The 25,856-nt window shown below is 71.6% G+C and carries 28 protein-coding genes; 11 read left to right on the top strand and 17 right to left on the bottom strand.

Features of this window, described 5'->3' with window-relative positions; all coding sequences use genetic code 11:
- Positions 1 to 34: 34 nt before the first annotated feature.
- The 5 genes from ACQUS7_RS02740 to trpC form a co-directional block, all read right to left on the bottom strand.
- Positions 35 to 823, bottom strand: a complete 789-nt coding sequence (locus tag ACQUS7_RS02740; RefSeq protein WP_435144396.1) for an SDR family NAD(P)-dependent oxidoreductase — start codon at positions 821 to 823, stop codon at positions 35 to 37.
- Between the two features lie 343 nt (positions 824 to 1,166).
- Positions 1,167 to 1,964 (bottom strand): 2-amino-3,7-dideoxy-D-threo-hept-6-ulosonate synthase, encoded by a 798-nt coding sequence (locus tag ACQUS7_RS02735; protein ID WP_435144393.1) that lies wholly within the window; start codon positions 1,962 to 1,964, stop codon positions 1,167 to 1,169.
- A gap of 47 nt (positions 1,965 to 2,011) precedes the next feature.
- Complete coding sequence (gene trpA / locus ACQUS7_RS02730) at positions 2,012 to 2,908, bottom strand: tryptophan synthase subunit alpha (protein WP_435144390.1); 897 nt, start codon at positions 2,906 to 2,908, stop codon at positions 2,012 to 2,014.
- A complete protein-coding gene (trpB, locus tag ACQUS7_RS02725) occupies positions 2,905 to 4,191 on the bottom strand; it encodes a tryptophan synthase subunit beta (protein ID WP_435144386.1) in 1,287 nt (428 codons plus the stop codon). The genes trpA and trpB overlap by 4 nt, the downstream gene beginning before the upstream one ends.
- Positions 4,188 to 5,006 (bottom strand): indole-3-glycerol phosphate synthase, encoded by an 819-nt coding sequence (trpC, locus tag ACQUS7_RS02720; RefSeq protein ID WP_435144383.1) that lies wholly within the window; start codon positions 5,004 to 5,006, stop codon positions 4,188 to 4,190. Before trpC ends, trpB begins: the two co-directional genes overlap by 4 nt.
- A 109-nt stretch (positions 5,007 to 5,115) precedes the next feature.
- Here trpC and ACQUS7_RS02715 point away from each other — a divergent pair, with 109 nt between their 5' ends.
- On the top strand, positions 5,116 to 5,592 hold the full coding sequence (locus ACQUS7_RS02715) for an MGMT family protein (RefSeq protein WP_435127923.1): 477 nt from the start codon (positions 5,116 to 5,118) through the stop codon (positions 5,590 to 5,592).
- A 35-nt stretch (positions 5,593 to 5,627) separates the two neighbouring features.
- Here the strand turns inward: ACQUS7_RS02715 and ACQUS7_RS02710 are convergent, their stop codons facing one another.
- The 3 genes from ACQUS7_RS02710 to lonB all read right to left on the bottom strand — a co-directional run bounded on the left by ACQUS7_RS02710 (position 5,628) and on the right by lonB (position 9,131).
- The gene (locus ACQUS7_RS02710) at positions 5,628 to 5,978 is read right to left on the bottom strand and encodes a hypothetical protein (protein ID WP_435144380.1); all 351 of its coding nucleotides are present in this window, start codon (positions 5,976 to 5,978) and stop codon (positions 5,628 to 5,630) included.
- A 120-nt stretch (positions 5,979 to 6,098) separates the two neighbouring features.
- Complete coding sequence (locus tag ACQUS7_RS02705; RefSeq protein ID WP_435144377.1) at positions 6,099 to 7,022, bottom strand: CPBP family intramembrane glutamic endopeptidase; 924 nt, start codon at positions 7,020 to 7,022, stop codon at positions 6,099 to 6,101.
- 9 nt (positions 7,023 to 7,031) lie between these two features.
- Positions 7,032 to 9,131, bottom strand: coding sequence for an ATP-dependent protease LonB (gene lonB / locus ACQUS7_RS02700; RefSeq protein ID WP_435127928.1), 2,100 nt, complete (start codon positions 9,129 to 9,131; stop codon positions 7,032 to 7,034).
- Between the two features lie 167 nt (positions 9,132 to 9,298).
- Between lonB and ACQUS7_RS02695 the strand changes: the two genes are divergently transcribed.
- Positions 9,299 to 9,853, top strand: coding sequence for a nicotinamide-nucleotide adenylyltransferase (locus ACQUS7_RS02695; protein ID WP_435127930.1), 555 nt, complete (start codon positions 9,299 to 9,301; stop codon positions 9,851 to 9,853).
- Between the two features lie 75 nt (positions 9,854 to 9,928).
- On the opposite strand, the gene ACQUS7_RS02690 is transcribed toward ACQUS7_RS02695, so the two are convergent.
- From ACQUS7_RS02690 to thsA, 3 genes are all read right to left on the bottom strand, one after another.
- Entirely contained in the window at positions 9,929 to 10,351 is a 423-nt protein-coding gene (locus ACQUS7_RS02690; protein WP_435127932.1) for a hypothetical protein, read from the bottom strand.
- 12 nt (positions 10,352 to 10,363) lie between these two features.
- The gene (locus ACQUS7_RS02685) at positions 10,364 to 11,728 is read right to left on the bottom strand and encodes an APC family permease (RefSeq protein ID WP_435127933.1); all 1,365 of its coding nucleotides are present in this window, start codon (positions 11,726 to 11,728) and stop codon (positions 10,364 to 10,366) included.
- 161 nt (positions 11,729 to 11,889) lie between these two features.
- Complete coding sequence (gene thsA / locus ACQUS7_RS02680; RefSeq protein WP_435127935.1) at positions 11,890 to 13,464, bottom strand: thermosome subunit alpha; 1,575 nt, start codon at positions 13,462 to 13,464, stop codon at positions 11,890 to 11,892.
- Positions 13,465 to 13,645: 181 nt separating this feature from the next.
- On the opposite strand from thsA, the gene ACQUS7_RS02675 reads away from it, so the two are divergent.
- From ACQUS7_RS02675 to ACQUS7_RS02665, 3 genes are all read left to right on the top strand, one after another.
- Positions 13,646 to 14,098 carry a DUF5518 domain-containing protein gene (locus tag ACQUS7_RS02675; RefSeq protein ID WP_435144371.1) on the top strand — a complete coding sequence of 151 codons (453 nt, stop codon included), beginning with the start codon at positions 13,646 to 13,648 and terminating at the stop codon, positions 14,096 to 14,098.
- A 127-nt stretch (positions 14,099 to 14,225) separates the two neighbouring features.
- Positions 14,226 to 15,986: a radical SAM protein gene (locus ACQUS7_RS02670; RefSeq protein ID WP_435144369.1), complete on the top strand. Its 1,761-nt coding sequence runs from the start codon at positions 14,226 to 14,228 to the stop codon at positions 15,984 to 15,986.
- 1 nt (position 15,987) lies between these two features.
- Positions 15,988 to 16,815, top strand: a complete 828-nt coding sequence (locus ACQUS7_RS02665; RefSeq protein WP_435144366.1) for an MBL fold metallo-hydrolase — start codon at positions 15,988 to 15,990, stop codon at positions 16,813 to 16,815.
- A 33-nt stretch (positions 16,816 to 16,848) separates the two neighbouring features.
- Here ACQUS7_RS02665 and ACQUS7_RS02660 read toward each other — a convergent pair whose 3' ends face one another.
- Positions 16,849 to 17,070, bottom strand: coding sequence for a DUF7511 domain-containing protein (locus ACQUS7_RS02660; RefSeq protein ID WP_435127943.1), 222 nt, complete (start codon positions 17,068 to 17,070; stop codon positions 16,849 to 16,851).
- 166 nt (positions 17,071 to 17,236) lie between these two features.
- Here ACQUS7_RS02660 and ACQUS7_RS02655 point away from each other — a divergent pair, with 166 nt between their 5' ends.
- Together ACQUS7_RS02655 and ACQUS7_RS02650 are read left to right on the top strand one after the other, a co-directional pair.
- On the top strand, positions 17,237 to 17,932 hold the full coding sequence (locus ACQUS7_RS02655; protein ID WP_435144363.1) for a YkgJ family cysteine cluster protein: 696 nt from the start codon (positions 17,237 to 17,239) through the stop codon (positions 17,930 to 17,932).
- 96 nt (positions 17,933 to 18,028) lie between these two features.
- Positions 18,029 to 18,427 (top strand): TRAM domain-containing protein, encoded by a 399-nt coding sequence (locus ACQUS7_RS02650; protein WP_435127946.1) that lies wholly within the window; start codon positions 18,029 to 18,031, stop codon positions 18,425 to 18,427.
- Between the two features lie 131 nt (positions 18,428 to 18,558).
- Here the strand turns inward: ACQUS7_RS02650 and ACQUS7_RS02645 are convergent, their stop codons facing one another.
- Entirely contained in the window at positions 18,559 to 19,263 is a 705-nt protein-coding gene (locus tag ACQUS7_RS02645; protein WP_435144359.1) for a class I SAM-dependent methyltransferase, read from the bottom strand.
- Positions 19,264 to 19,526: 263 nt separating this feature from the next.
- Between ACQUS7_RS02645 and ACQUS7_RS02640 the strand changes: the two genes are divergently transcribed.
- On the top strand, positions 19,527 to 19,799 hold the full coding sequence (locus ACQUS7_RS02640; protein ID WP_435127950.1) for a MarR family transcriptional regulator: 273 nt from the start codon (positions 19,527 to 19,529) through the stop codon (positions 19,797 to 19,799).
- A 136-nt stretch (positions 19,800 to 19,935) separates the two neighbouring features.
- Positions 19,936 to 20,847 carry a glycosyltransferase family 2 protein gene (locus tag ACQUS7_RS02635; RefSeq protein WP_435127952.1) on the top strand — a complete coding sequence of 304 codons (912 nt, stop codon included), beginning with the start codon at positions 19,936 to 19,938 and terminating at the stop codon, positions 20,845 to 20,847.
- An 87-nt stretch (positions 20,848 to 20,934) separates the two neighbouring features.
- Here ACQUS7_RS02635 and ACQUS7_RS02630 read toward each other — a convergent pair whose 3' ends face one another.
- Positions 20,935 to 21,765, bottom strand: coding sequence for an amidohydrolase family protein (locus ACQUS7_RS02630; RefSeq protein WP_435127954.1), 831 nt, complete (start codon positions 21,763 to 21,765; stop codon positions 20,935 to 20,937).
- 105 nt (positions 21,766 to 21,870) lie between these two features.
- On the opposite strand from ACQUS7_RS02630, the gene ACQUS7_RS02625 reads away from it, so the two are divergent.
- Both ACQUS7_RS02625 and ACQUS7_RS02620 read left to right on the top strand, forming a co-directional pair.
- Positions 21,871 to 22,029, top strand: coding sequence for a DUF7559 family protein (locus tag ACQUS7_RS02625; RefSeq protein WP_435127956.1), 159 nt, complete (start codon positions 21,871 to 21,873; stop codon positions 22,027 to 22,029).
- Positions 22,026 to 22,613, top strand: a complete 588-nt coding sequence (locus ACQUS7_RS02620; protein WP_435144353.1) for an Hsp20/alpha crystallin family protein — start codon at positions 22,026 to 22,028, stop codon at positions 22,611 to 22,613. The genes ACQUS7_RS02625 and ACQUS7_RS02620 overlap by 4 nt, the downstream gene beginning before the upstream one ends.
- Here ACQUS7_RS02620 and ACQUS7_RS02615 read toward each other — a convergent pair.
- From ACQUS7_RS02615 to ACQUS7_RS02605, 3 genes are all read right to left on the bottom strand, one after another.
- On the bottom strand, positions 22,610 to 23,773 hold the full coding sequence (locus ACQUS7_RS02615; protein ID WP_435144350.1) for an NAD(P)/FAD-dependent oxidoreductase: 1,164 nt from the start codon (positions 23,771 to 23,773) through the stop codon (positions 22,610 to 22,612). The two genes, ACQUS7_RS02620 and ACQUS7_RS02615, sit on opposite strands and share 4 nt — an antisense overlap.
- On the bottom strand, positions 23,770 to 24,537 hold the full coding sequence (locus ACQUS7_RS02610) for a creatininase family protein (RefSeq protein ID WP_435144347.1): 768 nt from the start codon (positions 24,535 to 24,537) through the stop codon (positions 23,770 to 23,772). The genes ACQUS7_RS02615 and ACQUS7_RS02610 overlap by 4 nt, the downstream gene beginning before the upstream one ends.
- 298 nt (positions 24,538 to 24,835) lie before the next feature.
- Positions 24,836 to 25,780, bottom strand: a complete 945-nt coding sequence (locus ACQUS7_RS02605; protein WP_435144344.1) for a DUF7388 family protein — start codon at positions 25,778 to 25,780, stop codon at positions 24,836 to 24,838.
- Positions 25,781 to 25,856 lie beyond the last annotated feature (76 nt).

Below are 25,856 nucleotides of genomic sequence, written 5' to 3'. Positions count from 1 at the left end.
TGCGGCCGCGGTGCTGCGGCGGTGCTGCGGCGGCTTACAGCACCTGCCAGCCGCCGTCGACGTACAGCATCGCGCCGGTGACGTAGCCGGCGTCGTCGCTGGCGAGGAACAGCGTCGGCCCGGCGATGTCTTCGGGGAGGCCGGCGCGGTCGAGCGGCACCGGCTTGATGAAGTCGCCTTCGCGGGCGCCTTCGATGGCGCCTTCGGTCCAGCCCTCGAAGAACTCGGTCGCGATTTGGCCGGGCGCGACGGCGTTCACGCGGATGTCGTACTCGGCGAGTTCGAGGGCGGCGCCGCGGGTCAGCATTCGGATGGCGCCTTTCGAGGCGTCGTAGTGCACCTGGTCGTGTTGGGCGTGGCTGGAGCTGATGGAGGCGATGTTGACGATGGACCCGGGCTGGTTCCGTTCGACCATGTCGCGGGCGGCGGCCTGCAGCGCCGTGAAGTAGCCGCGGACGTTCACCGACAGCAGCCGGTCGAGTTCGTCCGGCTCCAGTTCCAGCAGCGGCTCGGAGAAGTAGATGGCGGCGTTGTTGACGAGGACGTCGACGCCGCCGAACTCGCGGGCGCCGCGGACGACGGACTCGACCTGTTCGGGGTCGGAGACGTCGGTTTCGACGAACTCGGCGCGGCCGCCGGCCGCCTCGATGCGTTCGTGCGTCGGCGTCGTCTCGTTTTCGTCTTTCGGCGTCTCGCGCTCGTCGGCGTTCACGACGACGGCGCCGGCGTCGCCGAACCGCTCCGCGATTGCGCGGCCGATGCCGGAGCTGCCGCCGGTCACGACGACCGTCTCGTCCGTGAAGTCGTACGTCGCGTCTCCCATGGCTGGCGCTGCGACCGCGCGGCTGAAACGGTTGGTGGCCGCCGTCGCCGGCCGCCCGGTCCGCGACGCGCCTCGCCCTCCCCAGCCGACTCCCTCGGCGCTCTGCGCCTCGGTCGCCCCTCGCGCGCTCGCGGCCGCGACGCAGCACGGCCGCCGCGCGCCGAACCGGCTTCCTCGGGTCGTTGTCGTCGCTGTGGAGTTAGCGTCGTCGTCGCTGTGGAGTTAGCGTCGTCGTCGCTGTGGAGTTAGCGTGGTTGTTGCTCTCGGAGTTTGCGTCGTCGTTGTTGTCGCGGTCGGGGTCGGCGTCGCGTTCGAGAAGAGCGCCGGGGTCGTCGCGGCGGGCTTAGAGGCCGGCGAGGTGGAGTGCGTCTTCGGCGTCGGCGTCGTCGTGGACGACGGCGGAGACGGCGCGGGCGATGGCTTCGGGGTCGTCGTGCTGGAAGATGCTGCGGCCCATCGAGACGCCTGCGGCGCCGGCGTCCATCGCGCCGCGGACGTCTTCGAGCGTCCGCCGGTCGCCCGACGGGGACCCGCCGGCGATGATGACGGGGAGCCGCGTCGCCTCGACGACGTGCCGGAAGCTGTCCGCGTCGCCGGAGTAGGCGGTTTTCACGACGTCGGCGCCGCACTCCTCGGCGATGCGGACGGCGTGGCCGAGGTACTCGGCGTCGTGTTCGGGGTCGTCGCCCTCGAGGTTCTCGCCGCGGGCGTACGCCATCGCCATCGTCGGGACGCCGTAGTCGCCGGCGTCCTCGGTGAGCTGGGAGAGCTGTTCGAGCTGCTTCGGCTCGTAGGCGGAGCCGACGTTGATGTGCATCGAGACGGCGTCGGCGCCGGCGCGCAGCGCGCCCTTCACGGTGCCGGTCATCCGTTTGTCGTTGGAGTCCGGGCCGACGACCGTGGAGCCGTTCAGGTGGACGACGTAGCCGGCGCCGTTCAGGTTCGGGTGGACGCGCGGCGCGACGCCCTTCTGGGTGAGGACGGCGTCGGCGCCGCCGCGGGTGACGGCGTCGACGGTGCTTTCGAGGTCTTTCAGCCCGGTTACGGGGCCGAGCGTGACGCCGTGGTCCATCGGGACCATGAGGATGCGGTCGTCTGTGGAGATGCGGTCGAGTCGAGCGGCGAGTCCTGCGTGTTCCATGAGTGTGTGGGAGTCTGCCAAGGGCGTGGAAAGCGTTTGCGGACGATTCAGTTTGAAGAGCGTTCCGGTGCCGGCTGTCGTCGCTCGTAGCCGCGCACCGCGCCCGCCTTCAGTTCGCGTGCCAGTTCCTCCAGCCGGTCGGCCACCTCGTCGACGGGCAGGTCGGATTCGACGCCCTCCGCGACGATGTCGACGAGCGCGGAGCCGACGATGACGCCGTCGGCGCCGGCTTCGACGACCTCGGCGGCCTGCTCGCCGGAGGCGATGCCGAACCCGACCGCCTTCGGCAGGTCGACGTCCGACAGCCGGTCGAGCGACGCCGCGGTCCGGTCGGAGACGGACGACTGCGCGCCGGTGACGCCGAGCCGCGCCTGCACGTACAGGTAGCCGGAGGCGACCTCGACGAGGCGGTCCAGCCGGTCGCCCTCGGTGGTCGGCGCGACGATGGAGACGAGGTCGAGACCGAACTCGTCGCAGGCGTCCCGCAGCGGCCCGGCCTCCTCGGCGGGGAGGTCCGGGACGACGAACCCGGAGAGCCCGACGTCCGCCGCCTTCTCGACGAACGGCCGCGGCCCGGTGTCGTCGCCGGCCGCGTCGCCGGCCGTCTCCCCGTCCGCGTCGCCGGCTGCGTCCGGCGGCCGGTACTGGTAGATGAGGTTGTAGTACGTCATGCAGACGAGCGGCACGTCGACGTCGAGGTCCTCGACGAACTCGAAGAACCGGTCGGGCGTCATGCCGGCTTCGAGCGACCGGACGACGGCCTCCTGAATCGTCGGGCCCTCCGCGATGGGCTCGGAGAACGGCAGCCCCAGTTCGATGACGTCGGCGCCGCCGCGTTCGAGCGCCTCGACGTACTCCAGCGACGACTCGTAGTCCGGGTCGCCGACGGCGAGGTACGGGATGAACGCGGGGCCGTCGGCGAACGCCTCGGCGAGGTTGCTCATAGCCCACCCTCGAACATGCTCATGTCCGGCGCGTTCGGGATGTCGCGTTCGGCGGTCTCTTCGATGACGGCTTCGAGGTCCTTGTCGCCGCGGCCGGACACCGTGACGACCACGAGGTCGCCGAGTTCGTCGCCGCGCTCGTGGAGGTGAGCCAGCGCGTGCGCGCTTTCGAGCGCCGGAATGATGCCTTCCTCCTGGCTGAGCCGGTGGAACGCTTCGAGCGCCGCGTCGTCGTCGACGGTCGCGGTCGTGACGCGGCCCTCGTCGACGAGGTGGGCGAGCTCCGGGCCGACGCCGGCGTAGTCGAGTCCCGACGACACCGAGTGCGACTCGACGATCTGGCCGGCGGCGTCCTGCAGCAGCTTCGTCCGGGCGCCGTGCAGCACGCCCTCCGAGCCGGTCGACAGCGACGCGGAGTGCGGCGCGACGCCGGCCTCCTCGTCGACGTCGAGCGAGGCGCCGCCGGCTTCGACCGCGACGAGGTCGACGTCGTCGTCGGGGACGTAGCCGTGGAACGACCCCATCGTGTTCGACCCGCCGCCGGCGCAGGCGACGACCGAGTCAGGGAGCCGGTCCGCGTGCTGCTGAATCTGCCGCCGGGACTCCTCGGAGATGAGCGCCTGGAAGTCCCGGACCATCCGCGGGAACGGGTGCGGGCCGACGACGGAGCCGATGACGTAGTGGGTGTCCTCGACGTTCGTCGCCCAGTCGCGCATCGTCTCCGAGATGGCCTCCTTCAGCGTGCCGCGCCCCGTCGACACCGGGTTCACGTCGGCGCCGTTGATCTTCATCCGGAAGACGTTCGGGCGCTGCCGATTGATGTCGCGTTCGCCCATGTACACCTCGCAGGGCACGTCGAGGTGGGCGGCCGCCATCGCCGTCGCGGTGCCGTGCTGGCCGGCGCCGGTCTCCGCGATGACGCGGTCTTTCCCCATGTACTTCGCGAGCAGCACCTGCCCGAGCGCGTTGTTCAGTTTGTGCGCGCCGCCGTGAACGAGGTCTTCGCGCTTCAGGTACACCTCGGTGCCGTACCGTTCGGAGAGCCGCTCCGCGCGCTGGAGCGGCGTCGGCCGGCCGCCGAAGTCCGCGATGCGGCGCCGGAACTCGTCCATGAAGCCGTCCTCGTTGTTGAGGACGTAGCGCTCGTAGGCGTCCGTCAGCTCCTCGATCGCCGGCATCAGCGCCTCCGGGACGTATTGGCCGCCGTACTCCCCGAACTTTCCGTCGCCGGCGCGGACGCGGTCGCCGCCGCGGTCCGGGTCGCTGACGTCGTCGCTGCTCATGACTGTGTCTCCTGTTCCGCGGCGGTAAAGCGTCGGGTGTTCGCGCGAACGTCACCGGCTCCGTCGGCGTCGGCGTCGGCGTCGGCGTCGGCGTCGGGAGCCATGATTGCGGAGCCGATGAGGAGCGCGTCGGCGCCGGCGCGCCGCATCCGCCGGGCGTCGGCCGGCGACGTGATACCGGACTCCGCGACGAGCGTGACGTCGTCGGGGACCTCCGGGGCGACCGTCTCGAACGTCCCGAGGTTCACCTCCAGTTCGGCGAGGTCGCGGTTGTTCACGCCGACGAGGTCCGCGCCGGCGTCCAGCGCCGCCGCCAGTTCGGCGTCGTCGTGGACCTCGACGAGCGGCTGGAAGCCGCGGTCTTCGGCGGCCGCGACCAGGTCGGCGAGGTCGTCGCCGACGAACCGGGCGATGAGCAGGACGGCGTCCGCGGCGACGGCGTCGAGCTGGGCCTCGCGCACGACGAAGTCCTTCCGCAGCACCGGGACGTCGACGGCGTCGCGCACCCGTTCGAGCGTCCCGGTGGCGCCGCCGAAGTACTCCGGCTCCGTCAGGACGGAGAGCGCGGCGGCGCCGCCGGCCACCATCTCCTCGGCGAGTTCGACCGGGTCGTCCTCGCGGACGCCGTCGGTGGTCGGGCTGGTCGGCTTGATTTCGGCGATGACCGGGACGCGGCCGTCGGCTTCGGCCTCGTCGAACGCCGCCGGGAGCGATTCGGCGTCGACCGAGACCCGCCCGTCGCCGCCGTCGCGCGCCTCGGCGGCGTCGAGGATGGAGCGCACCGCGGGCGCCAACTCCTCACGTGATGTGTTCATCCGTGTTCATTGATGGTCACTTCCGTACAAAAGAGTTGCGTCGCCGGTGGCCGCGGTCGCCGCCGCCGAGTACCGCAGTTTGAAGCGTTCGGCGGGCGACCGTCCAGCCATGACCGACGCACTGGGCGGCGACTCGGGCGTCTACGCGCGTCGCTCCGAGCGGCTCGGCCGCGTCGTCGAGGTGGGCGTGGCGAGCGGCCGCGTCCTGTCCGTCTCGTTCCCCGACGACCTCCCCGAGGACGCCGAGCGGGAGCACGAACTGCTGGACCGGCTGTTCGACTACTTCGACGGCGCCGAGGACGACTTCGACGACGTGCCGCTCGCCATCACCGTGCCGACGGCGCAGCGGAACGTCCTCGACGCGCTCCAGTCGGTGCCGTACGGCGACACCGTCTCGCTCGGCCTGCTGGTCCGGATGACGACCGGGCTGGACCACGAGGACGACGCCGACCGCGAGACCGCACGGGAGGCGCTCCGCGAGAACCCCGTGCCCGTGTTCGTCCCCGACCACCGCGTCAGCGACGCGGAGGGAGCAACGCCGCCGGACGTCGCGGCGACGCTGCGCGACGTCGAATCGGAGCCGTAGCAGCGGGCGCGGCCGGGTCGCCGGCTGGTGCCGGCTCAGGCGCTGTCGGCGCGGACGAGGAAGTAGACGACCGCGAGCGCGAACAGCGCTTCGCCCGCGGTTTCGAGCGCGCCGACGCCGACGCGGACGCCGCCGAGTTTGCCGGCGCCGGCCAGCAGGAACAGCGCCGCGTTGCCGAGTGCTCCGGGCTCCGTCGGCCGGGTGTGGCGCCACATGGTGCGCTGGCTCGCGACGATGCCGACCGCGAGCATCGCACAGCCCGCGAGGAACGCCGTCGAGTAGGTGCCGAGGTACCAGCCGCGCGCGCCGACGCCGACGACCGCCGCCGCGAGGACGCCGGCGCCGACGGACGGGACGGTCACGCCGCTCGTCGAACGAGTCGCCATACCGTCCCGTCGGGCGGTTACCGCCCTAAGCGTGACGGGAAATCGCACGACGGGCGTCTGACGACCGTCGACTCGCTGCCAGTTTCCGGCGGGACACCGGTGCCCTCGCTCCGCCCTCGGCTACTCGCCCGGGGCGAGCGCTTCGTGCACCACGAACTCGGCGGCGTTGACGACGTAGTGAGCGACCGCGACGGCGAACAGGCTCCCGGTGGCGACGTAGGCCGCGCCGAGCGCGACGCCGAGCAGCCCGGTGACGACGATGCCGGCGCGGCCCTGCGCCCCGTGGCCGGCCGCGAACGCCGCCGCGGACCCGGCGACGAGCAGCCACGTCGGGACGCCGAACCCGGCCGACAGCGCGCCGACGAGCACGGCGCGGAACAGGAACTCCTCGAAGACGGCGACCGACGGCAGCACGACGAGCAGCAGCGCCGCCCAGCCGACGGCGCGCTCCGGCGTCATCGCCGCCCGAAGCGACTCGTCCGGCCGAACCCCGAACCGGGTCGCGACCCGGCCGGCGACCTCGTTGCCGGCGGCCAGCGCCGCGCCGACGGCGACGCCGACGAGAAGCAGTTCCGGCGAGGCGACCGGTGAAAGCCCGAGCGCCGACGGCGGAACGGCGGTCCACCACGCCGCCGCGGCGACGACGCTCCCGAACAGCCCGTTCGAGACGACGACGTTCGCGTACACCGCGGCCGTCGAGAGCGCGCCGACCCCGGCTCGGCTGGCGCCTGGCGTCGTCGACGGCGCCGCGTCCGCCTGCTCGCTTCGCTCCACTGACTCCGCGGGCTCCGTCGAGCCCGCGGATTCCGGCTGCCGGTCGTCGTTGCCAGCACCCCACACCCACTCGTCCGCCGCGAACCCCGACGCCGCCTCGGCGTCGTCGCTGTGTCCCTCGGCGTCGTGGCCGCTCTGGTCGAACCGGTCGGTGTCGACGTCGCGGCCGCTGTTCGGTGCTCTCAGGAGGTCGGCGGAGCGTCGCGTGAGAACGAGGAGGACCGCGAGGACGACGCCCACGACCGCCGCGAACGTCGTCCAGTCGGTCACGCGTCTGCGCTACTGCGGGCTCGGGTTCGACGCGCCCGGGCCGGTTTCGCCGGGTTCGCTGGCCTTCTCCAGCGCCGACCCGGTGATGCTCTTCAGGCGGTCGACGAGCGAGTCCTTCTCGGGTTCGCCTTCGAGCGCGATGTCGAGCACCTCGCTGATGTGCGACACCGGGATGATTTCGACCATCTCCTTGTACTCGTCTTCGATCATCACGTCCTGCTCGTTGGCGGCCGGGATGATGACGCGGTCACAGCCCGCCTTCGCGGCGGCCTCGATCTTGTGGGTGACGCCGCCGACCGGGAGCACGTCGCCGCGGACCGACAGCGAGCCGGTCATCGCGAGGCTCTGGTCGACGCCGACGTTCTCCAGCGCGGAGATGACGGCGGTCGCGACCGTGATGGACGCGGAGTCGCCGTCGACGCCCTGCTGGCCGGTCTGGACGAACTGGATGTGGATGTCCTTCTCGGAGATGTTCTCGTCGGAGAACTTCTTGATGATGGCGGAGACGTTCTGCACGGCCTCCTCCGCGATCTCCTGGAGCTGCCCCGTCGCGATGATTTCGCCGGGGCCCTGACTCGGTGTCACTTCGGCCATGACGGGCAGCATGATGCCGGAGTCCTCGCCCATGACGGCGAGCCCGTTCACGCGGCCGACCTCGTACCCCTCGGACACCTGGAGTTCGTAGTCCTTGCGGCGCTCGATGAAGTCGTCCGCGAGCTGCTGTTCGATGGACCGGCTGCGGCCCTTCGCCTGTAGCACGTGCTCGCGGGTCGTCCGCTCGGCGTCCTCGCCGCGGGCGATGTCGCCCGAGACGCGGACCAGCCCGCCGAGGTTCCGGAGCTTCAGCGTGAGGTGGCCCTTCCGGCCGGCGCGGCGACGAGCCTCGAGGATGACCTCCTCGATGGCGTCGCGGTCGAACTCGGGGAGCCGGCCGTCCTTCGCGACCTCCTGGGCCACGAAGCGCGCGTACTTCCGGCGCATCTCCGGGGTATCCTCGATGGTGTCGTCCATGTACACCTCGTAGCCGTACCCCTTGATGCGCGAGCGCAGCGCCGGGTGCATGTTCTCCATCGCGTCGAGGTTGCCGGCGGCGACCATGACGAAGTCCGTCGGCACCGGCTCGGTCTGCACCATCGCGCCCGAGGAGCGCTCGGACTGGCCGGTGATGGAGAACGCGCCCTCCTGGATCGCGGTCATCAGCTTCTGCTGGGACCGGATGTCGAGGGTGTTGATCTCGTCGATGAACAGCACGCCCTTGTTCGCCTTGTGGATGGCGCCGGCCTCGACGCGGTCGTGGCTCGGCGTCTCCATCCCGCCGGACTGGAACGGGTCGTGCCGGACGTCGCCGAGCAGCGCACCGGCGTGCGCGCCCGTCGCGTCCTCGAACGGCGCCGACGTGACGTCGGCGTTGTTCACCAGCAGGTTCGGAATCATCGCGTCCGAGCCGCGGGAACTGTACCGCACGGCGAGGTAGATGACGCCGGCGGCGAGAATGCCGAGCAGCACGTTCCCGACGACCAAGAACGCGTAGCCGACGACGGCGAGGATGATGATCCACATCAGGAAGGTCCGCATCTGGTTGCGCTTGCGGGCCTCCTCCCGGTGGGCTTCGACGATCTGTTCGCCCTTCCCGGACGGGACGGTCCGGACCTTCGGGTTGTTGCCGTCGTCCGGGTTGTGGTACACCAGGACGTCCTGGAGTTCCTCCGGCGGCAGCAGTTCGGCCATCGCCTTCGCCAGCATCGACTTCCCGGTCCCCGGCGAGCCGATCATCATGACGTGGCGGCGCTGCTTCGCCGCCTTCATCACGACGTCGCGGGCGTGTTCCTGCCCGATCACCTGGTCGACGAGCCGCTCGGGCACGTCGATGTCGCCGGTCGAGCCGATCTGGAGGCCGCCGAGGAGGTCGTCTTCTGCGGCCTCCTCGTCGATTTCGGCGTCGATTTCAACGTCACTCCCGAGGTCTTCGATGGCGGCGTCCTGCTCAGACGGGTCGTTCGACGTCCCGACGGAGGAATCGCCCGCGGCACCGTTGGACCCGGGGTCGTCGACGACGGGGACGTCGTCGACCTGGTCCCCGTCGCGACTGTCGTTGCGGTCGTTGCTCATAGAATCGTTGCTACCGAATCCGACGGCCCGTGAACTGATATACTTTCTCCCCCCGTGTCGACGCCGTACCCGAGCGTGGACGGCTGAATCAGCCGGTCTCGCGGCCGACCGGCCCCGGTGAGACGACTCGCCGGGCTTATAAACGACGGCCGCGAACCGGCTGCGTAATGCGGGGGTTCTACATCGGGCGGTTCCAGCCGTACCACAACGGCCACCACCACATGGTGGAGGAGATCGCCGACGACGTCGACGAGCTGGTGCTCGGCATCGGCTCCGCCGGCGACAGCCACACGCAGCGAAACCCGTTCACGGCCGGCGAACGCATCATGATGGTGACGAAGTCAGTCGCGCAGTTCGACCTGCCGACGTACGTCGTCCCCATCGAGGACCTCGAACGGAACTCGGTCTGGGTGAGCCACGTCCAGTCGATGTGCCCCGAGTTCGACGTCGCCTACTCGAACAACCCCCTCGTGGTCCAGCTGTTCAACGAAGCCGGCGTCGAAGTCCGGTCGTCGCCGATGTTCCGCCGCGACGTCCTGGAGGGCAGCGAGCTCCGCGACCGCATGATTCACGGCGGCGGCTGGGAGACGCTGGTCCCCGACGAGGTCGTCGAGGTCGTCGAGGAGGTCGGCGGCGTCGAACGCATCCGGCGGGTCGCCTCCTCGGACGCCAACGGCACCGAGTCGTACACCGGCGAGCAGTCCACGCTCGACGCGGAGTAGCCGCGGAGCCGCCGAAGCGGAGCGCGGCGCGGTGACCCCGAGAGGCGGCGGTGCGGAGCGCCGCGTGGCCCGGCGTCAAAGCACGATTCTCGCGACGGCTGCTTCCCCGGTCAGCAGCGCGTTGTACGCGACGGTGAGCGTGACGCCGACGCAGAACAGCGCCGCCGGGACCGGCAGCGCGGAGCCGGCCAACCGAATCACGGCTTGGCCGGCGAGCAGCGTGCCGAGCGTCGACGCGACGTGGACGGTGGAGACGACGGCGAGCGGCCGGTCGCTCACGTCCGTCTCGCCGAGCAGGCCGTCGAACGCGACCGCGGCCAGCACGGCGAACCCACAGACTGCGCCGCCGACGAACCCGACGACGCCGAGGACCGACGGCACGCCGAACGCCCGGATGGCGAGCGCGCCGACGCCCCACGTCGTCAGCGAGTAGCCGTACGCCTCCGATTCGGCGGCGAGTTTCCGCGCGAGCCGTCGTCGCGGTGCGTCGGCGGGCATCCGTCCGGTCGATTAGAGCATTCCGCGGACGTCGTTTTCGATCATCTCGACCTCCTCCTGGAGCAGTTCGCGCTCGAAGTACAGCAGCTCGACGCCGATGACGAACACGCCGAGCACGCACACCATCACGAACGTCTCGAACTCCGCGTCGTACAGGTGATACAGCATCACCGGGACGAAGCCGACGGAGCCGACGGTGCCGACGAGCGGCGGCACCGGGTTGACGTGGTCGACGTCGCGGTGCCGGACGGCGAGCGCGCTCATGCCGCCGAACACGACGATGAACGAGACGGACGCGAAGCTCGTGATGGCGTCGAGGCTCCCCCACGCCGTCAGCAGCGCCGTCACGCCGCCGAGCGCGAGCAGCGTCCGCTCGGGGACGCCGTCGGCGCCGCCGTCGCCGATTCGGTCGGGGAGCAGGTCGCGCGACAGCAGCCCCTTCGCGAAGTGCCCCGCCGAGAACAGCGTGGCGTTGATGGCGGAGCCGGTCGACAGCAGCGCGGACAGCGAGATGACAATGGCGGCGGTGCCGCCGAGGCCGAGCGGCGACGCCATCGTCGCGGCCGCGTTCTTCAGCGCCGTGTGCGGGTGGTGTGCGAGCGCCGTCGGCGCGAGGTTGTACGTCGCGACCGCGACGACGACGTAGATGGCGACGGCGACGGGAATCGAGATGTACACCGCCTTCCTGATGGTGTCGACCGGGTCGGCGATGGTCTCCTGGTCGTAAAACAGGAGCTGCCACCCCTGGAAGGCGACGAAGGAGACGCCGGCCGCCATCACCGGCCCGAACGACGTGAGGTTCGACAGGCCCATGTGCACCGGGTCGGGCGACGCCGTGAGCGCGTACGCGATGCCGCCGACGCCGAACGCGACGAGCACCGCGATCTTTCCGACGACGAGGACGTTCTCTGTCGTCCCGGTGGCGCGAGCCCCGAGCAGGTTCAGCGCGACGAAGCCGACGACCGCCGCCACGGAGATGACGGGGCGCAGCGGGAGGCCCGCGGCGGACTCGGGGACGCCGGGGAGCGTCGTCGCGAACTCCGCGAACGCGAACGCGTACATCGCCATCGAGCCGACGTAGCCGAACAGCAGCGTCCAGCCGACGACGCCGGCGAGCGTCGTGTTCCCGGTGAAACACTGGACGAACGAGACGGAGCCGCCGCGCTGGTCCTTCTCCTCGTCCATCACGCGGTTCAGCACGATGTACGAGTAGCCCGCACACAGCGCGACGACGCCGGCGAGCACGAACGCGAACCACGTCGCCGCGCCGGTGATGCGGGTGACGACGCCGAGGACGGCGTAGATGCCGCCGCCGATCATGCCGCCCAGCGCGATGGAGACGCTCTCCGTGAGGCCGAGGTGCTCACCGTCGGGCATACGACGAGTCAGTAGTGGTCGCCGTCAGAAAAGACGTGTGGCCCAGAAAAGGTCAGGACGGCTGCGGGCAAGCCGCCCGGTCCGCGCCGCCCCAGTCTTCCCCACGCCGTCCGGGTCCGCTCCGATCCGTCCCGCTTTGCCCGTCTCGTAGCGCGCGGTTCTCAGTTCGCCTTCGCCGCGATGACGTCGTCGATGCGGAGAATCATCGTCGCGGCCTCGGTCGCGGATTCGAGCGCCTCGCGCTTCACCGCCGCGGGGTCGTAGACGCCGGCCGCGGCCGGGTCGTCGATGCGGCCGACGCCGGTGTCGACGAGGACGCCGGCGGTGCCGTCGGCGTCGAACATCGCGCGGAGGTCGACCAGCGCGTCGATGGGGTCCATGCCGGCGTTCGCGGCGAGCGTCCGCGGCAGCGCGTCCACGGCGTCGGCGAACGCCTCGACGGCGAGCGCCTTCCGGCCGGTGACGGCGTTCGCGCCGTCCCGCACCCGGTCGGACACCGCGACTTCGACGGCGCCGGCGCCCGGAACCACGTCGCCCTCCTCGTAGGCGGCGGTCACGACGCCGAGCGCGTCGTCGATGGCGCGCTCCAGTTCGTCGACGACGTGGTCGGTGCCGCCGCGGACGAACAGCGTCACGGTCCGGGAGTCGTCGCTGCCGGAGAGGAACGTCAGGTCGTCGCCGCCGACGGCCTCGACGCGCACCTCGCCGGCCGTCCCGAGGTCGCTCGCCTCCAGGTCCGCGACGGCCCCGAGCCGCTTCGCGCCGGTCGCGCGAGCGAACGCGCGGGCCTCGGACTTCGAGACGTTCGAGAACGCCAGGATTCCCTCGTCGGCGAGGTGAGCCGCGACGCGGTCTTCGATCTTCTTCGAGCAGACCACGACGTCGGCGCCGGCGTCGGCGATGCCGCGGGCGATTGCGCGCCGCTCGTCGTCTTCGGCCTGCAGCGCGGCGTCGAGCTGGTCGACGGACGTGATGGTGTACTCGGAGTCGACGTCGCCGGTGCGGACGTCGAGTTTCACGTCGAGGACGGCGACCGATGCGTCGGTGACGGTCCGCGGCATGTTCCCGTTCACCGGCTCCTTCTCCAGGATGACGCCGGGGACGACGGACGTCGACGCGGCCGACGCGCCGGTCTTGGTGAACACGCGGACGTCGTCGCGGTCGACGCGGCCGTCGCGGGCGACCTGCAGCACCGCCTCGACGACGAGGTCGGCGAGCCGGTCGGCGGTGAGGTCGCCGGTGCCTTTCCCGGTCATCGCGGACTCGGCGACGGCCCGCAGCATCGTCTCGTCGACGTCGCCGTCGACGGTCATGCCGTCGACCGCGTCGAGCGCGAGCCGCAGCGCCTCGTAGTACCCTTCGACGATTGCCGTCGGGTGGACGTCGTCGGCGAGCAGGTCCTCGGCGCGCGCGAGCAGCTGGCCGGCGAGCACCGCGGCCGTCGTCGTCCCGTCGCCGACTTCGGCCTCCTGCGTCTCGGCGACCTCGACGAGCATCTGCGCCGCCGGGTGCTCGATGTCCATCTCCGTCAGGATGGTCGCGCCGTCGTTCGTGACGACGACGTCGCCGGTGGAGTCGACCAGCATCTTGTCCATGCCGCGCGGCCCGAGCGTGGTTCGCACGGCGTTCGCGACCGCGCGGCCCGCCGCGATGTTCGACTGCTGGGCGTCGCCGCCGCGGGTCCGCTGGCTGCCCTCCGCGAGAATGTACAGTGGTTGCTGGTGAATGTACGCCATGATACTCGAAGACCAGTATGGATGCGGTTCTATATGAAGATATCGAGAAACTTGGCGCGGAATTAGCAGGGCAGCGTGGCGGCAGCGTCCGGTGTCCTGTCTCCGCTCGCTGATGGTCGTCCGCGTGCAGCCACGCGACGGCCACCTATTTATGTGAACGTGCCGAAACATCCAGCCGTAGATGCCCTCCGTTCAGCCCTTCATCGACCGGCTCCCGCCCGTGTGGCGATACGCCGCCGTCGGCGGCGTGGTCGGCGCCGCGCTGACCGTCGCGCAGAACTGGCAGTGGTGGGCCAGTTCCGACTTCTCCGCCGACATGGTCGTGGTCGGCGGGGTCGTCGCCGGCTACCTCGCGAAGCGAAGCGCGGCCGACGTGAACGCCGACCGCGCGGGGTTCCTCGCCGGCCTCGTCGCGGGCGTCCCCGGCTACGTCTGGCTGTTCCCGGCGCTGCTGGAGGCCGCTGCGAGCTTCACCGGCGGCGGCGTGGCGCTGGCGGTCACCGCCGCGTTCTTCCTGCCGTTCAGCGTCGCCGTCCTCGCCATCACGGCCACGGCCGGACTGCTCGGCAGCATGGTCGGCGGCTGGCTCGCCGGGAAACTCGGCGCTCGCCGGGACGTCGCTGCGGGGAACTGACGGCGTTCCGCGGCGTCGACGCCGGCTTCGGCCTCGAACTCGACGCGGCCGCGTCGCGGGTCGCCGGCGGTGCCGCTCCGGTCGCGGGACCGCACGGTTTTAGCCGCTCGACCGTCCACGTCACAGTATGACCGCGCCGGACCCCGCAGACCTCTCCGTGACCATCGTCGACGGCTACGTCGACGAGCCGGCGCACTTCGGCGTCCCGCCGTACATCTCGACGTATCCGCGGTTCACGGCGGGCGCCATCGTCGACGCCGGCGTCCCGGAGTCGCAGGTGACGTACCACACCATCGACGAACTCCGCGACGACCGGCGGAAGTGGGGCGACGTCGCCGACGCCGACCTCGTGGTGTACGTCGGCGGCATGACCGTCCCCGGGAAGTACGTCGGCGGCACGCCGGCCGAACCCGACGAGGTGCGCGAACTCGCGTGGACCGCCGACGGCGTCACGCTGCTCGGCGGCCCCGTCCGGTTCGGCGTCGGCGACGAGAACGCCGGCGCACAGGAGATGGAGCGCGACGACCTCGACTACGACTTCGTGTCGATGGGCGACGTCGAAGCCGCCGCGCACGACCTCATCGAGAGCGGCCTCGAAGGCTTCGGGAACCGCATCCGCGACTACGACGAGGTGGCGCGCTGGAGCGGCATGGGCGCGTTCGTCGTCGAACAGCACCCGAACCACCCGGACTACCTCATCGCGGAACTGGAGACGTCACGCGGCTGCGCGTACCGCTGTTCGTTCTGCACGGAGCCGCTGTACGGCGACCCGGACTTCCGGACCGCGCCCGACGTCGTCTCCGAGGTCGACGCGCTCTCTGACTACGGCGTGAAGCACTTCCGGCTCGGCCGGCAGGCCGACATCCTCGCGTTCGGCGGCGACGGCGAGGCGCCGAACCCGGACGCGCTCCGACAGCTGTACGGCGGCATCCGCGACGTCGCGCCGGGGCTGGAGACGCTCCACCTCGACAACATGAACCCCGTGACCATCACGGACTACCCGGAGGCGTCGAAGGAGGCCATCCGGGTCATCGCCGAGCACAACACGCCCGGCGACACCGCCGCGTTCGGCCTCGAATCCGCCGACCCGGAGGTCCGCGAGCAGAACAACCTCCTCGTGAGCGCCGAAGAGTGCCTGGAGGCCGTCCGCGTCGTCAACGAGGCCGCCGGGTGGCGCCCCGGCGAGTCCCGCGGCGACGCGCCGACGTTCGGCGACGACGCCGCCCGCCGCCTCCCGAAACTGCTCCCCGGCATCAACCTCGTCCACGGACTGGAGGGCGAAACCGAGGCGACGTTCGAGCACAACAAGCAGTTCCTGCAGGACGTCCTCGACGAGGGGCTGTTGGTCCGCCGCGTCAACATCCGGCAGGTGATGGCGTTCGAGGGCACCGAGATGGCGGACACCGGCGCCGAACTCGCCCGCGACCACAAAAAGCAGTTCCAGCGGTACAAACGCGAGGTGCGCGAGCAGTTCGACCGGCCGATGCTGGAGCGCGTCATGCCGCCCGGCACCGTCCTCCCCGACGTCCACCTCGAATACCACGAGGACGGCACGACGTTCGGCCGCCAGCTCGGCACCTACCCGATTCTCGTCGGCATCCCCGGCAAGCGCGAACTCGGCCGCAGCGTCGACGTCGCGGTCGTCGACTGGGGCTACCGCTCGGTGACGGCCGTCCCGTACCCGCTCGACGTGAACGGCGCGTCGATGACCGAACTCGCGGCCATCCCGGGCGTCGGCGACAGCACCGCCGGCGACCTCGTCGTGAACCGGCCGTACGCCGACGCGCAGGAGGCCTCCGCCGTCGCCGACGTGGACCTCTCCCGGTTCGCCGAAACCGACATCCCCGGCGTCGACGACGCCGTCGAATCGTCGGGCCGCGCCGACTGAGATGCACGTCGACCAGTTCTCCGTCCCCGTCGACACGCGCGCGCCGACCGGGCAGACGAACGCGTACGTCGTCGTCGGCCCCGCCGCCGACCGGGACAGACACTCGGCCGCCGGCGACGCCGACAGCGCCGCGGAGACGGAGACGCTGCTCGTCGACCCGGCGGCGCGGACCGACACGCTCGACACCGTCGTCCGCGAGAAGGGCGTCGACCACGTCGCCGTCACCCACGCCCACCCGGACCACGTCGGCGCCGTCGCCGACTACGCCCGCGAGTCCGGCGCCACGGTGTGGGCGCGCCGCGGCCGCGAGGACCGCTTCCGCGACGCCGCCGGCGTCGCCCCCGACCGGACGTTCGCGGAAGGCGACCGGGTCGGCCCGGCGACGGTACTGGACACGCCGGGGCACGCCCCGGACCACGTCTGTTTCGCCGTCGCGAACCGAATCCTCTGCGGCGACGTCGCCGTCGCGGACGGCAGCGTCGCGGTCGCCGCGCCGGAGGGCCGCCTGCGCGCCTACCTGACCGCGCTCCGCCGACTCCACGCCCGCAACCCCGCCGCGCTGTACCCGGGCCACGGGCCGCGCATCGACGACGCGCAGGTGACGTGCGCCCGGCTCATCCGGCACCGCCTCGACCGCGAAGCGTCCGTGCTCGACGCCGTCCGCGCCGGCGCGACGGACCCGGACGCCGTCGTCGACGCCGCCTACGACGCGGACCTCACGGGCGTCCGCAACCTCGCGCGCGCCACCGCCGTCGCGCACATCGAGAAACTCGCGTGGGACGGCCTGGTGGAGTGGGACGCGGCCGCCGAGCGCGTCACGCCGCGCTGAGCGCCTGCGCCGTTCGGGTCGCGCTCGCCGTCGCTACCTGATCTCCGACAGCGGCACGAACGCGTCGGCGTCCGCGGAGAGCCAGTGGGTCATGAGGACGTGCTCGTCGACGTCGGACGGGTGGACGGTGCAGCGGTCCGGCTCGCCGTCGTGTCTCACCAGCGTCGCACGCAGCCCGGAGGGCGCGGCGAACCGCGGGTCGGCGGTGCGAAGCCGCTCGTCCGAATCAGCGTCGGAGTCGGTGGAAGCCGACATCGACTGTCGCTCGCCCCGCCGCCGCCTTAACCGTCGCTAAGACCAGTCCGGGCGGCTCCCCGGGACTATTGAGCCGTCCGGAGGCTCATGGACTGGCACGGCTGCGGGCGCGGCCCCGGTCCGCGCACCCGACGACGTTTTGGGCGCGGCAGCCCGACTCGGGGACGTGAAGCCACTCGAAGCGGAGCTCGACCGCGCCCGCGACCTCGACGTCGACGCGCTCGCGGACGCCATCGAAACCATCGGCTTCGAGTGCACCCGCTGTGGCGCCTGCTGCAAGAGCGAATCCGGCTGCGGCGCCGACGACGCGGACGAAGAGCCGCACACGGCGACCGTGTTCCCCGACGAAGTCCGGACGCTCCAGTCCGCCGCCGACACCGACGACTACGACTGGCGGGACGTCGCCCGGCCGATGCCGTACGGGCTCACCGAAGGCCCGGACGGCCCGGAGGGCGAGACGTTCGAGTGGGCGCTCCAGACCGACGACTGCGGCGACTGCGTCTTCTACGAGGAGGGCGACGACGACTACTCCGGGGCCTGCGCGGTCCACGAGGACCGGCCGCTCATCTGTCAGACCTACCCGTTCAGCGTCGACCTCGGCGGCACCAGTCAGCCGATGGGCGAGGCGGTCGACGAGGAAGGGATGGTTCGCGCGCACGAGTGCGAAGGCCTCGGCCGCGACATCGACCGGGCGGACGCCGTCGACCTCGCAGAGGCCCTGAAGGCCCGCGCCGTCCGCGAACTCGAAGAGGCGATTTCGGTCCGCGACGCCTTCGAACCGGTCGAAACCGACACCGGAGAGGTCGTCGTCCACGACTCGGAGGGCGCGAAGCGCCCCGACGGAACGCCCGTCGACGACTGAACTCTCGGCCGGCCGTACCGCCGGCCCCGCGCCGCCGAACTCGGCGGTAGGTATTTGTCACCGCAGTCGGACGAACCGTGTGGAGGTCTATATACCGTGGAAATCTCGGACGAACTCCTCTGTCTGTTCAGCGCTGAAGTCCGCGAAGACGGGGACCGATACGTGGTGGAGGTGCCGCGCCGCGAGGTCGAAACAGGGAGCGTCGACGCCGGCGACGTCTACCGGGTCGCGCTCATCTCCCGCTCCGCTGCGGAGGACGGCGCCGAATCATCCGACGAACGCGTCAGCGACGGCCCGCAGCCGCCGGTCGAACCCGGCGAGGTCCGCTACGTCGAAATCGAGGACATCGGCAAGCAGGGTGACGGTATCGCCCGCGTCGAGCGCGGCTACGTCATCATCGTCCCCGGCGCCGAAATCGACGAGCGCGTGAAAATCGAGATTACCGAAGTCAAGTCGAACTTCGCCGTCGGCGAAATCATCGACGAGGACGTCTAGGCCGGGCGACCCCGGCGTCGATGTCCTCGCCTGCACCGCGCCGGTGAGCGGTGCGCGGGGCCCGTCGGCGCGGACTCGTCGGTGCCGGGCGGTTCGAGTCGCGAAACGGACAGCGGTGTCGCGGCGGCCCGCTACACTTCGGCGGTCCAGTACGACACCGAGGAGAACCGGCCGCCGACCGGGTTGTCGACGATGGCCTGGTCGGCCGACCAGATCGGGTCGGCGACCGCGTTCGGCACTTTCCGGTAGAAGCCGTACGGGAGCAGGAAGTCGTGGCTGTGCTCGCGGAGGTGGAGGCCGGCGTCCTCGACGAGGCGTTCGACGCCGCTGCGGGAGTAGAGCCGCGACCCCATCGGGAGCGCCCAGTTGTAGAGGACGCGGAGCGACGTGTCGTCGAACGTGTCGAAGAACACGGTCCGCTTGGAGACGCGCGCCATCTCCGCGAGGAACTTCGCGGGGGTGTCGGCGAGGTGGAAAAAGCGCATCGCGAACACCGCGTCGAAGTGGTCGTCGGGGAACGGAAGCCGGGCGGCGTCGCCGCGCATGAACTCGATTGTGTCGGCGACGTCGGCCTGCCGGGCCTTCCGGCGGCCCTGTTCGAGCATCGCGTTCGAGATGTCGAGGCCGACGATGTCCGCGCCGCGCTCGGCGAGCATCACGGTGAACCGACCGGTCCCGCAGGCGATTTCGAGCACGCGCTCGCCGTCCACCGGCCCGATGGCGTCGAGAACCGCCTCTTTCTCCCGGCGGTCGATGAGCCGTCCGCCCTTCGAGAACCGCTTGGCGTCGTACTCCTCGGCCACCGAGTCGGCCTGGTACCACTCCTGCCCTTTCACGCTATCACGGCGTCCTCGCCGGAGTGGTAAAACCGCACCGATTGCGTCGCTCGGTCTGCGACGACGCGGCCGTCGTAGCCCCTGCGCCCGAAGATAACTGCTGAACGACACTTCCCATCGACTCGCGACGGACAGCACCGCTGACCCCCGTGGTGCGGCCGCGGTTCGACCCGAACGACCCATATAAGTGAGTATAAGGAGTATGGACGGTTTGAACCCGTATTGAGATAACCTTTACCACAGGGTGGCGATACTGACGGAATATGAGCACCAGTGCAGCAGACCCGGAGGCAGCCGACCCCCTTTCAGAGACGGAGTACCGCGACCGCCTACGCGACCTCCCGCCGAGCGCGAAACTCGTCGCGAAAGTCCTCGAAGGCGACGCCCCACTCTCGCAGGGCCAGCTCGCCGAGGAGTCGCTGCTCCCCGACCGGACGGTCCGCTACGCCCTGAACCGCCTCGAAGAGTGCGACCTCGTCGGCTCGCGCTACTCGTTCAAGGACGCCCGCAAGCAGGTCTACTTCCTGAACACGTAACCGGCGTCGCCGCCCGTCGACGCCCACGGCTGGTCCCTCCGCGACGGAACCGCGGCTCGACGCCGCGCCCGTCTGTTCTCGGTTCGGTTCCGAATCCAATCCACCCATTTAAGTCTCGGAGTCGCTACCGTTGGGTATGGAGTTCACGGTGGTCGTCCCGACCCTGAACGGCCGGGACAGGCTCGCGGCGAGCCTCGACTCGCTCGCCGCGCACGCGCCCGACGCGGAGGTGGTCGTCGTCAACGGCCCCTCCGCCGACGGCACCACCGGGATGGTCAGGGAGCGAGACGACGTCGACGTCCTCGTCGAGATTTCGGCGCGGAACGTCAACGTCGCGCGGAACGCCGGCGTCGACGTCGCCGGCAACGACGTCCTCGCGTTCGTCGGCTACGACCACCGCGTCGAGGAAGGGTGGCTGGACGCCGCCCGCGACGAACTCGCCGCCGGCGCCGACGTCGTCACCGGGCCGCTGCGGCAGACCGTCCGCGGCGGCGCCACCACCGAGGAGCCGGAACGCCGCCGCATCGCCGACCGCGACGTCACCTACTTCACCGGCCGCAACGTCGTGTTCCGGCGGCGCGTCGTCGACCGGCTCGACGGCTTCGACGAGTACCTCGAGACGGGCGGCGCCCGCGACGCCGCCCACCGGCTCGCCGCGATGGACGTCGACGTGACGTGGGCCGCCGACGTCGCGGTCAGACGCGACGCGGACGCGCAGGCGGACGGCGGCCGCGACGACACCGACCTCCGCTGGAAGTACCGCTCGCTCGCCTACCGCCTCGCGAAGAACTACGGCGCCCGCCCGACCGTGTTCCGTCGGCTGCTCGCGCACGCCGGCGGCGGCGCGGCCGACGAACTGCGGGCGGTCCTGACCGGCGACACGACGCCGACGTCGTGGGTCGGCGCCGGCCGCGACGTCGTCGCGGGGCTGGCGACCGGCCTCTCCGACGGACTGGTCGCGCGCGCCAAAGATCGGTCGACGACGCGGAACCCCCACGGCGTCTCCGACCGCGCCGACCGCGCCGTCGCGAAGTACGACCGGCGGTAAGCCGGCCGCTGCGCCGCTGTTCCTCCGGCTGCTCTCGTCCCTCTCGCCCGACTCGCTGCGCTTCTGAGCCGCTGCTCGGTCGAGTCGCTACTCGTCGGCGCCGGGGGCGAGTCCCGGGAAGACGCGGGACGGGTTCGCGGAGAACGCTCGGCTCATCAGGTCCTCGGGGACGTCGAGCGTCAGCAGCTCCATGACGCCGACGTCGGGGTGGGTGTCGGGGGCGCCCGACCCGAACAGGACGCGGTCCGGGTGTTCGAGCAGCCCCTGTTCGAGCACGTCGCGGTACCGGACGAACGACGTGTCGAGGTACAGGTCGTCGTAGTCGTCGAGCAGCGCGAGCGCGTCCGTCATCAGGTCGCGGTTCAGCGGGTAGCCGCCGAAGCTGCTGAGCACAACCGGGAAGCCGTACTCCAGCACCGTGTCGGCGGCGGCGGCCGGCGGGAACGACTCGCCGGCGTGGACCAGCAGCGGCGCGCCGGCGTCGTCGACCTGCTCCAGGACGGCTTCGGTCGGCAGGCCGTCCATGCCGGGGTCGAGCACGAAGCCGTGGAACCGGTCGTCGTAGGCGTACTGCTCGACGTCCCCCGGCTCGGTGTGGTGGCTCGCGGGGGACGCCGTGAGGTTCCGGAGCCGAGAGACCGGGGTGTCGCCGGGGTCGCGCGGCCCGTTCAGCCGCGCCACCGCGCAGAACGGCCGGTCGACGGAGAGGCGGGCGACGGCGTTGTTCGCGCGGAGGTAGCCCTCGCCGGCGGGACGCGGCCCCGGCGAGACGGCCGCCCGGACCACGCCGGCCTGATGCATCTCCCGCTGGAGCCGTTCGGGCGACACCTCCCGGCCGCGTGCCGCCACGGCGCCCTCGTCGGGGTCGAGTCGAGCGTGGACGTCGACGACCCGGAACTCGTGCTCCAGTTCCAGCATTCGTCTTCTGTGTGGATGTGGGGTGTCTTAGATGTTGCAGAAAGCGCCGTGGCCGTCGCGGTCCGCCCCACGCCGTTTATTGTGGCCGACGCCGTACCGTCTGGTATGCCCGCCACGAAGGAAGTCAAGTGCACCAGCGACGACTGCGAACTCGACATGTTCGAGAACCACTACACCTACGACATCGCCGACGACCACTCCGTCTCGGACCTGTCGTGTCCGCTCTGCGGCGGGACGGACTGCCTCGAAGAGATCGAGCTATGAGCCAGCGCGGCGTCGACGTGGCCGGCCTGAGAGCCGTCGGCGAGTCGGCGGTCAGCGCCGTCCTCGACCGCGTCGGCCGCGGCGTCTCCGCGGTCCAAGAGCGGACGCCGCTCCCGTACGACGTCCTTGAGTCCGACGACGCGTACCTCGTCGTGTTCGACGCGCCCGGCGCGACGAGCAGCGACGTCCAGGTCCGGTTCCGCGACGGCGCCGTCGAGGTGCGCGTCGACCGGTTCCGCGACCCGCACGACGGCTTCGAGATGCGGTTCCCCGGCCGCGGGCTCTCGCTCGACGGCCGCGCGGAACTCCCGCCGGGCGCCGCCGTCGACCCGGGCGGCGCCGCTTCGACGCTCACCGGACGCGGCACGCTCCGCGTCAGACTCCCGAAAACCGAGGCGGACCGCGAACACGCCGTCGAAATCACCGACGTCGACGCGGACGCCGAGACGGCGGATGCGGCCGCCGCCGCGGACGCTGACGCCGAGACGAACGGCGCGGACGAGGAGACGCTGGAGGAAGATGACCCGGACGAAGACGGAGATGACCCCGGACGCGGCGCGGGCGCGGGAAGCGCGGACCGCTAGTCCGACGCCTCTCGGCGCTCCTCGACGACCATCCCTTCTCGAATCTCGAACTCCCGGTCGCCGTCGAACCGGGTCGGGTCGAACGACGCCGGACCGTCGCGTTCGCCGAGCACCTGCTCGGCGACGAGTTCGCCGGTCGCCGGCGCGCGCATGAACCCGTGGCCCTGCCAGCCGGCGGCGACGTAGACGCCGTCGGCGACCGCGCCGACCAGCGGGTCGCCGTCCGGAGTCGCGGTACAGAGGCCGGCCCAGGCGCGCTCCGGGGCGGCGTCGTAGTCGGCGCGGTGCCGCAGGACCTCGCGGGTGTCCGCGACGAACCAGTCGTCGCCGTCGCGGTCCCAGTCGTCCGGGTCGGCCTCCTCGGGCACGGTGCCGTCGCCGCCGAGCAGGCCGTCGGGGTGCGGCCGGAAGTAGACGCCGGCGGTGGCGTCGTAGCACATCGGGCCGTCGTAGCCGTCGGCGCCGACGAGCGCCTGTACCCGGTACGGTTTCAGCGGGAGCGCGACGCCGGCCTCCCCGAGCAGCGCCGCGGTGTGCGCGCCGGCGGCGACGACGACGGCGTCGAACGGCCGCGTCGCGGCCGCGTCGCCGCCGCTGCCCGTCCCCGAAACCGTGACCGCCGGCGGCGACGTCGACACCGACACCGCCGCGTTCAAGCGGAGTTCGGCGCCGGCGTCGACCGCCTTCCGGGCGACCAGTTCGACGTAGCTCGCCGGGTCGGTCCAGCCCGCGTTCGACGCGACGGCCGCGGCTGCGACGTCGTCGGTGCGGAGCGCCGGGAACCGCCGGCCGAGTTCCGCGCCGGAGACGGTGTCGACGTCGCGGCCGTGCTGACGCATCCGGGCCGCCGCGGCGTCGATGGCCTCCGCGCGGGCGTCGTCGCCGTCGCGCGCGAGCATCACGTACGGGCACTCGCGGAGCCTGAAGCCGCCGTCCCCGGAGAACGACCGGAACCGCTCCATCGACCGCGCGCCGAGTTCGGCGTCGACGTCCTCGGCGTAGGCGTCGTACAGCACGCCGGCGGCCCGGCCGGACGACGCGGCAGCGACGCGGTCGCCGCGCTCGAACACGGTGACGTCCGCGCCGCGTGCCGCGAGGTCGTAGGCGGCGGTGACGCCGACCGCGCCGGCGCCGACGACCGCGACCCGTTCGGGGCTCACCGGTGGGGCTCCGGCATGAGCGCGTCGAACGGCCGGGACGCCAGCCAGTCGACGAGCGCGTCGAGTTCGTCGGTCGCCTGCTCGTACAGCCTCCGGCCCTTCTCGGCGTCGCCGCGCGTCGGCTCGCCGACCGCGCCGGACTCGGAGAAGTCCGCGGTGTCGAAGCCGACCGACGCCCCGTGGACGCGCTTCCCCCACGACTCGGCGGCGCCGGCCTCCGCGTCCGCCAGTTTCGCCTCCCGGACGAGGTCGGCGGCGACGTACGACACCATGCTGGTCTCCATCGCGTCCGCGTGCCCGATGCCGGACTGGTCGAACAGCTCCTCGTCGAGGCCGCCGAGGCTCGACCACCAGTCCCACGGCGCGACGAACGCGACCCGGTCGCCGCGGATGCGACGAGCGGCGCGCTGGAGCGCGTCGGTGTTCCCGCCGTGGCCGTTACACACCACCAGTTTCCGGACGCCGTGGGAGGCGACCGCCGCCAGAATCTCGCCGACGTAGTCCTCGAACGTCTCCGGTTCGGCCCACAGCGTCCCGTCGAACTGGCGGTGGTGCGCCGACACGCCGACCGGCACCGTCGGCAGCACCACGACGTCGTCGCGGTCGACGCCGCGCGCCACCGCCTCCGCCGCGATGAAGTCCGTGCCGAGCGGGAGCGCCGGGCCGTGCTGCTCTACCGACCCCGTCGGGAGGACGGCGACCTCGACGTCGTCGTCGAACAGGTCGCCCGCTTCCGCCGTCGTCTGCTCGTGCAGGAGTCGCATACGTCGCGTTCGCGCCGCCGAGACCTTAGCCGATTGGGTCCCAGCGCACCGAACGTAGGCACTCCTCGGAAACGGATTCGTCGTACTCGCCTGCCGACTCCGTCTGAATAAGCGCGTCTGGAGCCGAGTCGCGGCCGCGGTCGGCGTCGCAGTGGCGGTCGGCGTTGCCGTCGCGGTCGGCGTCGCAGTGGCGGTCGGCGTTGCCGTCGCAGTTCCAGTCGCGGTCGGCGTCGCAGTTCCAGTCGCGGTCGGCGTCGCAGTTCCAGTCGCGGTCGACGTCAGCGCGCCGCCGCGTCGGTCAGCGGAACGTCTCGACACCGGCGGCCGGGTAGCCGACGACGGTGTCGACGCCGACGTCCTTCAGGGCGGCGACGCGGTCGCCGACCGTGTCGGGGTCGCCGACGAGCGCGTAGTCGCGCACCGCCTTCGAGAGCACGTCGCGGGCGCGGCCGTCGGCCGACGAGTCGGTCGCGGCGCCGTCGGGCAGCGCGTCCCGCACCGGCTTCCGTCGGGCGGCGTAGTCGCCGACCGCGTCGAGCACGTCGTCCTCGTCGTCGGTCGGGACCGTCGGCGCGTACACCGCGATTCGGCCGTCGTAGCCCGCCGCGCGGAGGCCGCGGACGTCGCGTTCGGTGGTCCGCGAGAGCAGTTCGTACTGGACGCCGCCGGCGGCGAGCGCGAGCCGCTCGACGCCCTCGGTGCCGACCCACGGCTCACCGTCAGGGTCGGCGGCGGCGACGGCGTCCATCGCGTCGCCGAGCCGCGGCGCGACCGCGCGGCGCCGCTCCGTCTCGCTCAGGTACGCCGGGTGGCCGGCGACGAGCACGCGCCCGACCGACGCCGGGACCCGTCGGCTCAGCGAGTCGTCGCCGCGCGGGTCGAAGCCGTCGGCGCGCACCGGAGTCGCCAGTCGGACGTCGCGGTCGGCTGCCAGCTCCGCCAGCAGGTCGAACGACGGCAGCTCGTCGCGGCCCTCGTAGTCGACGCAGACGAGGCCGAACGGCAGGTCGGCGGCGACCGACACGTCACACTCGGTCGGCTTCAGCGCCACGCCGTCCAGCCCGGTCCGGGCGGCGACGCTCCCCTCCGGCGCCCGGCGTTCGAGGGCTCCCGCCGCGTCGTCGGCCGCGTCGACCCGGCTGTCGCCGTGGCCGTCGGCGTCGGCGTCGTCGGCGTCGCTGTCGGCGTCGGTCTCGGCTCTGGTCGTCGCGTCGGCGTCGTCGGCGTCGGTGAGTGCAGTCATCGGTGGGGAACGTCGTCGCTGGCGGTGATGGAAGTCGATTCGGAGCGGTCGCTGAACGCAGAACGGATTTCAGTGC

The organism is Halobaculum sp. P14 (assembly GCF_051195155.1).
In the GTDB taxonomy this organism is placed as follows: Archaea; Halobacteriota; Halobacteria; order Halobacteriales; family Haloferacaceae; genus JBNTKA01.
Note: the sequence above shows the minus strand (reverse complement) of the source record. Positions and strands in the feature narration are given on the sequence as shown.

Excerpts from the sequence above, each read along its gene's own strand:
- ACQUS7_RS02740 (WP_435144396.1), bottom strand. The coding sequence starts at position 823 with ATGGGAGACGCGACGTACGACTTCACGGACGAGACGGTCGTCGTGACC.
- ACQUS7_RS02735 (WP_435144393.1), bottom strand. The coding sequence starts at position 1,964 with ATGGAACACGCAGGACTCGCCGCTCGACTCGACCGCATCTCCACAGAC.
- trpA (WP_435144390.1), bottom strand. The coding sequence starts at position 2,908 with ATGAGCAACCTCGCCGAGGCGTTCGCCGACGGCCCCGCGTTCATCCCG.
- trpB (WP_435144386.1), bottom strand. The coding sequence starts at position 4,191 with ATGAGCAGCGACGACGTCAGCGACCCGGACCGCGGCGGCGACCGCGTC.
- trpC (WP_435144383.1), bottom strand. The coding sequence starts at position 5,006 with ATGAACACATCACGTGAGGAGTTGGCGCCCGCGGTGCGCTCCATCCTC.
- ACQUS7_RS02715 (WP_435127923.1), top strand. The coding sequence starts at position 5,116 with ATGACCGACGCACTGGGCGGCGACTCGGGCGTCTACGCGCGTCGCTCC.
- ACQUS7_RS02710 (WP_435144380.1), bottom strand. The coding sequence starts at position 5,978 with ATGGCGACTCGTTCGACGAGCGGCGTGACCGTCCCGTCCGTCGGCGCC.
- lonB (WP_435127928.1), bottom strand. The coding sequence starts at position 9,131 with ATGAGCAACGACCGCAACGACAGTCGCGACGGGGACCAGGTCGACGAC.
- ACQUS7_RS02695 (WP_435127930.1), top strand. The coding sequence starts at position 9,299 with ATGCGGGGGTTCTACATCGGGCGGTTCCAGCCGTACCACAACGGCCAC.
- ACQUS7_RS02690 (WP_435127932.1), bottom strand. The coding sequence starts at position 10,351 with ATGCCCGCCGACGCACCGCGACGACGGCTCGCGCGGAAACTCGCCGCC.
- ACQUS7_RS02685 (WP_435127933.1), bottom strand. The coding sequence starts at position 11,728 with ATGCCCGACGGTGAGCACCTCGGCCTCACGGAGAGCGTCTCCATCGCG.
- thsA (WP_435127935.1), bottom strand. The coding sequence starts at position 13,464 with ATGGCGTACATTCACCAGCAACCACTGTACATTCTCGCGGAGGGCAGC.
- ACQUS7_RS02675 (WP_435144371.1), top strand. The coding sequence starts at position 13,646 with ATGCCCTCCGTTCAGCCCTTCATCGACCGGCTCCCGCCCGTGTGGCGA.
- ACQUS7_RS02670 (WP_435144369.1), top strand. The coding sequence starts at position 14,226 with ATGACCGCGCCGGACCCCGCAGACCTCTCCGTGACCATCGTCGACGGC.
- ACQUS7_RS02665 (WP_435144366.1), top strand. The coding sequence starts at position 15,988 with ATGCACGTCGACCAGTTCTCCGTCCCCGTCGACACGCGCGCGCCGACC.
- ACQUS7_RS02660 (WP_435127943.1), bottom strand. The coding sequence starts at position 17,070 with ATGTCGGCTTCCACCGACTCCGACGCTGATTCGGACGAGCGGCTTCGC.
- ACQUS7_RS02640 (WP_435127950.1), top strand. The coding sequence starts at position 19,527 with ATGAGCACCAGTGCAGCAGACCCGGAGGCAGCCGACCCCCTTTCAGAG.
- ACQUS7_RS02635 (WP_435127952.1), top strand. The coding sequence starts at position 19,936 with ATGGAGTTCACGGTGGTCGTCCCGACCCTGAACGGCCGGGACAGGCTC.
- ACQUS7_RS02630 (WP_435127954.1), bottom strand. The coding sequence starts at position 21,765 with ATGCTGGAACTGGAGCACGAGTTCCGGGTCGTCGACGTCCACGCTCGA.
- ACQUS7_RS02625 (WP_435127956.1), top strand. The coding sequence starts at position 21,871 with ATGCCCGCCACGAAGGAAGTCAAGTGCACCAGCGACGACTGCGAACTC.
- ACQUS7_RS02620 (WP_435144353.1), top strand. The coding sequence starts at position 22,026 with ATGAGCCAGCGCGGCGTCGACGTGGCCGGCCTGAGAGCCGTCGGCGAG.
- ACQUS7_RS02610 (WP_435144347.1), bottom strand. The coding sequence starts at position 24,537 with ATGCGACTCCTGCACGAGCAGACGACGGCGGAAGCGGGCGACCTGTTC.
- ACQUS7_RS02605 (WP_435144344.1), bottom strand. The coding sequence starts at position 25,780 with ATGACTGCACTCACCGACGCCGACGACGCCGACGCGACGACCAGAGCC.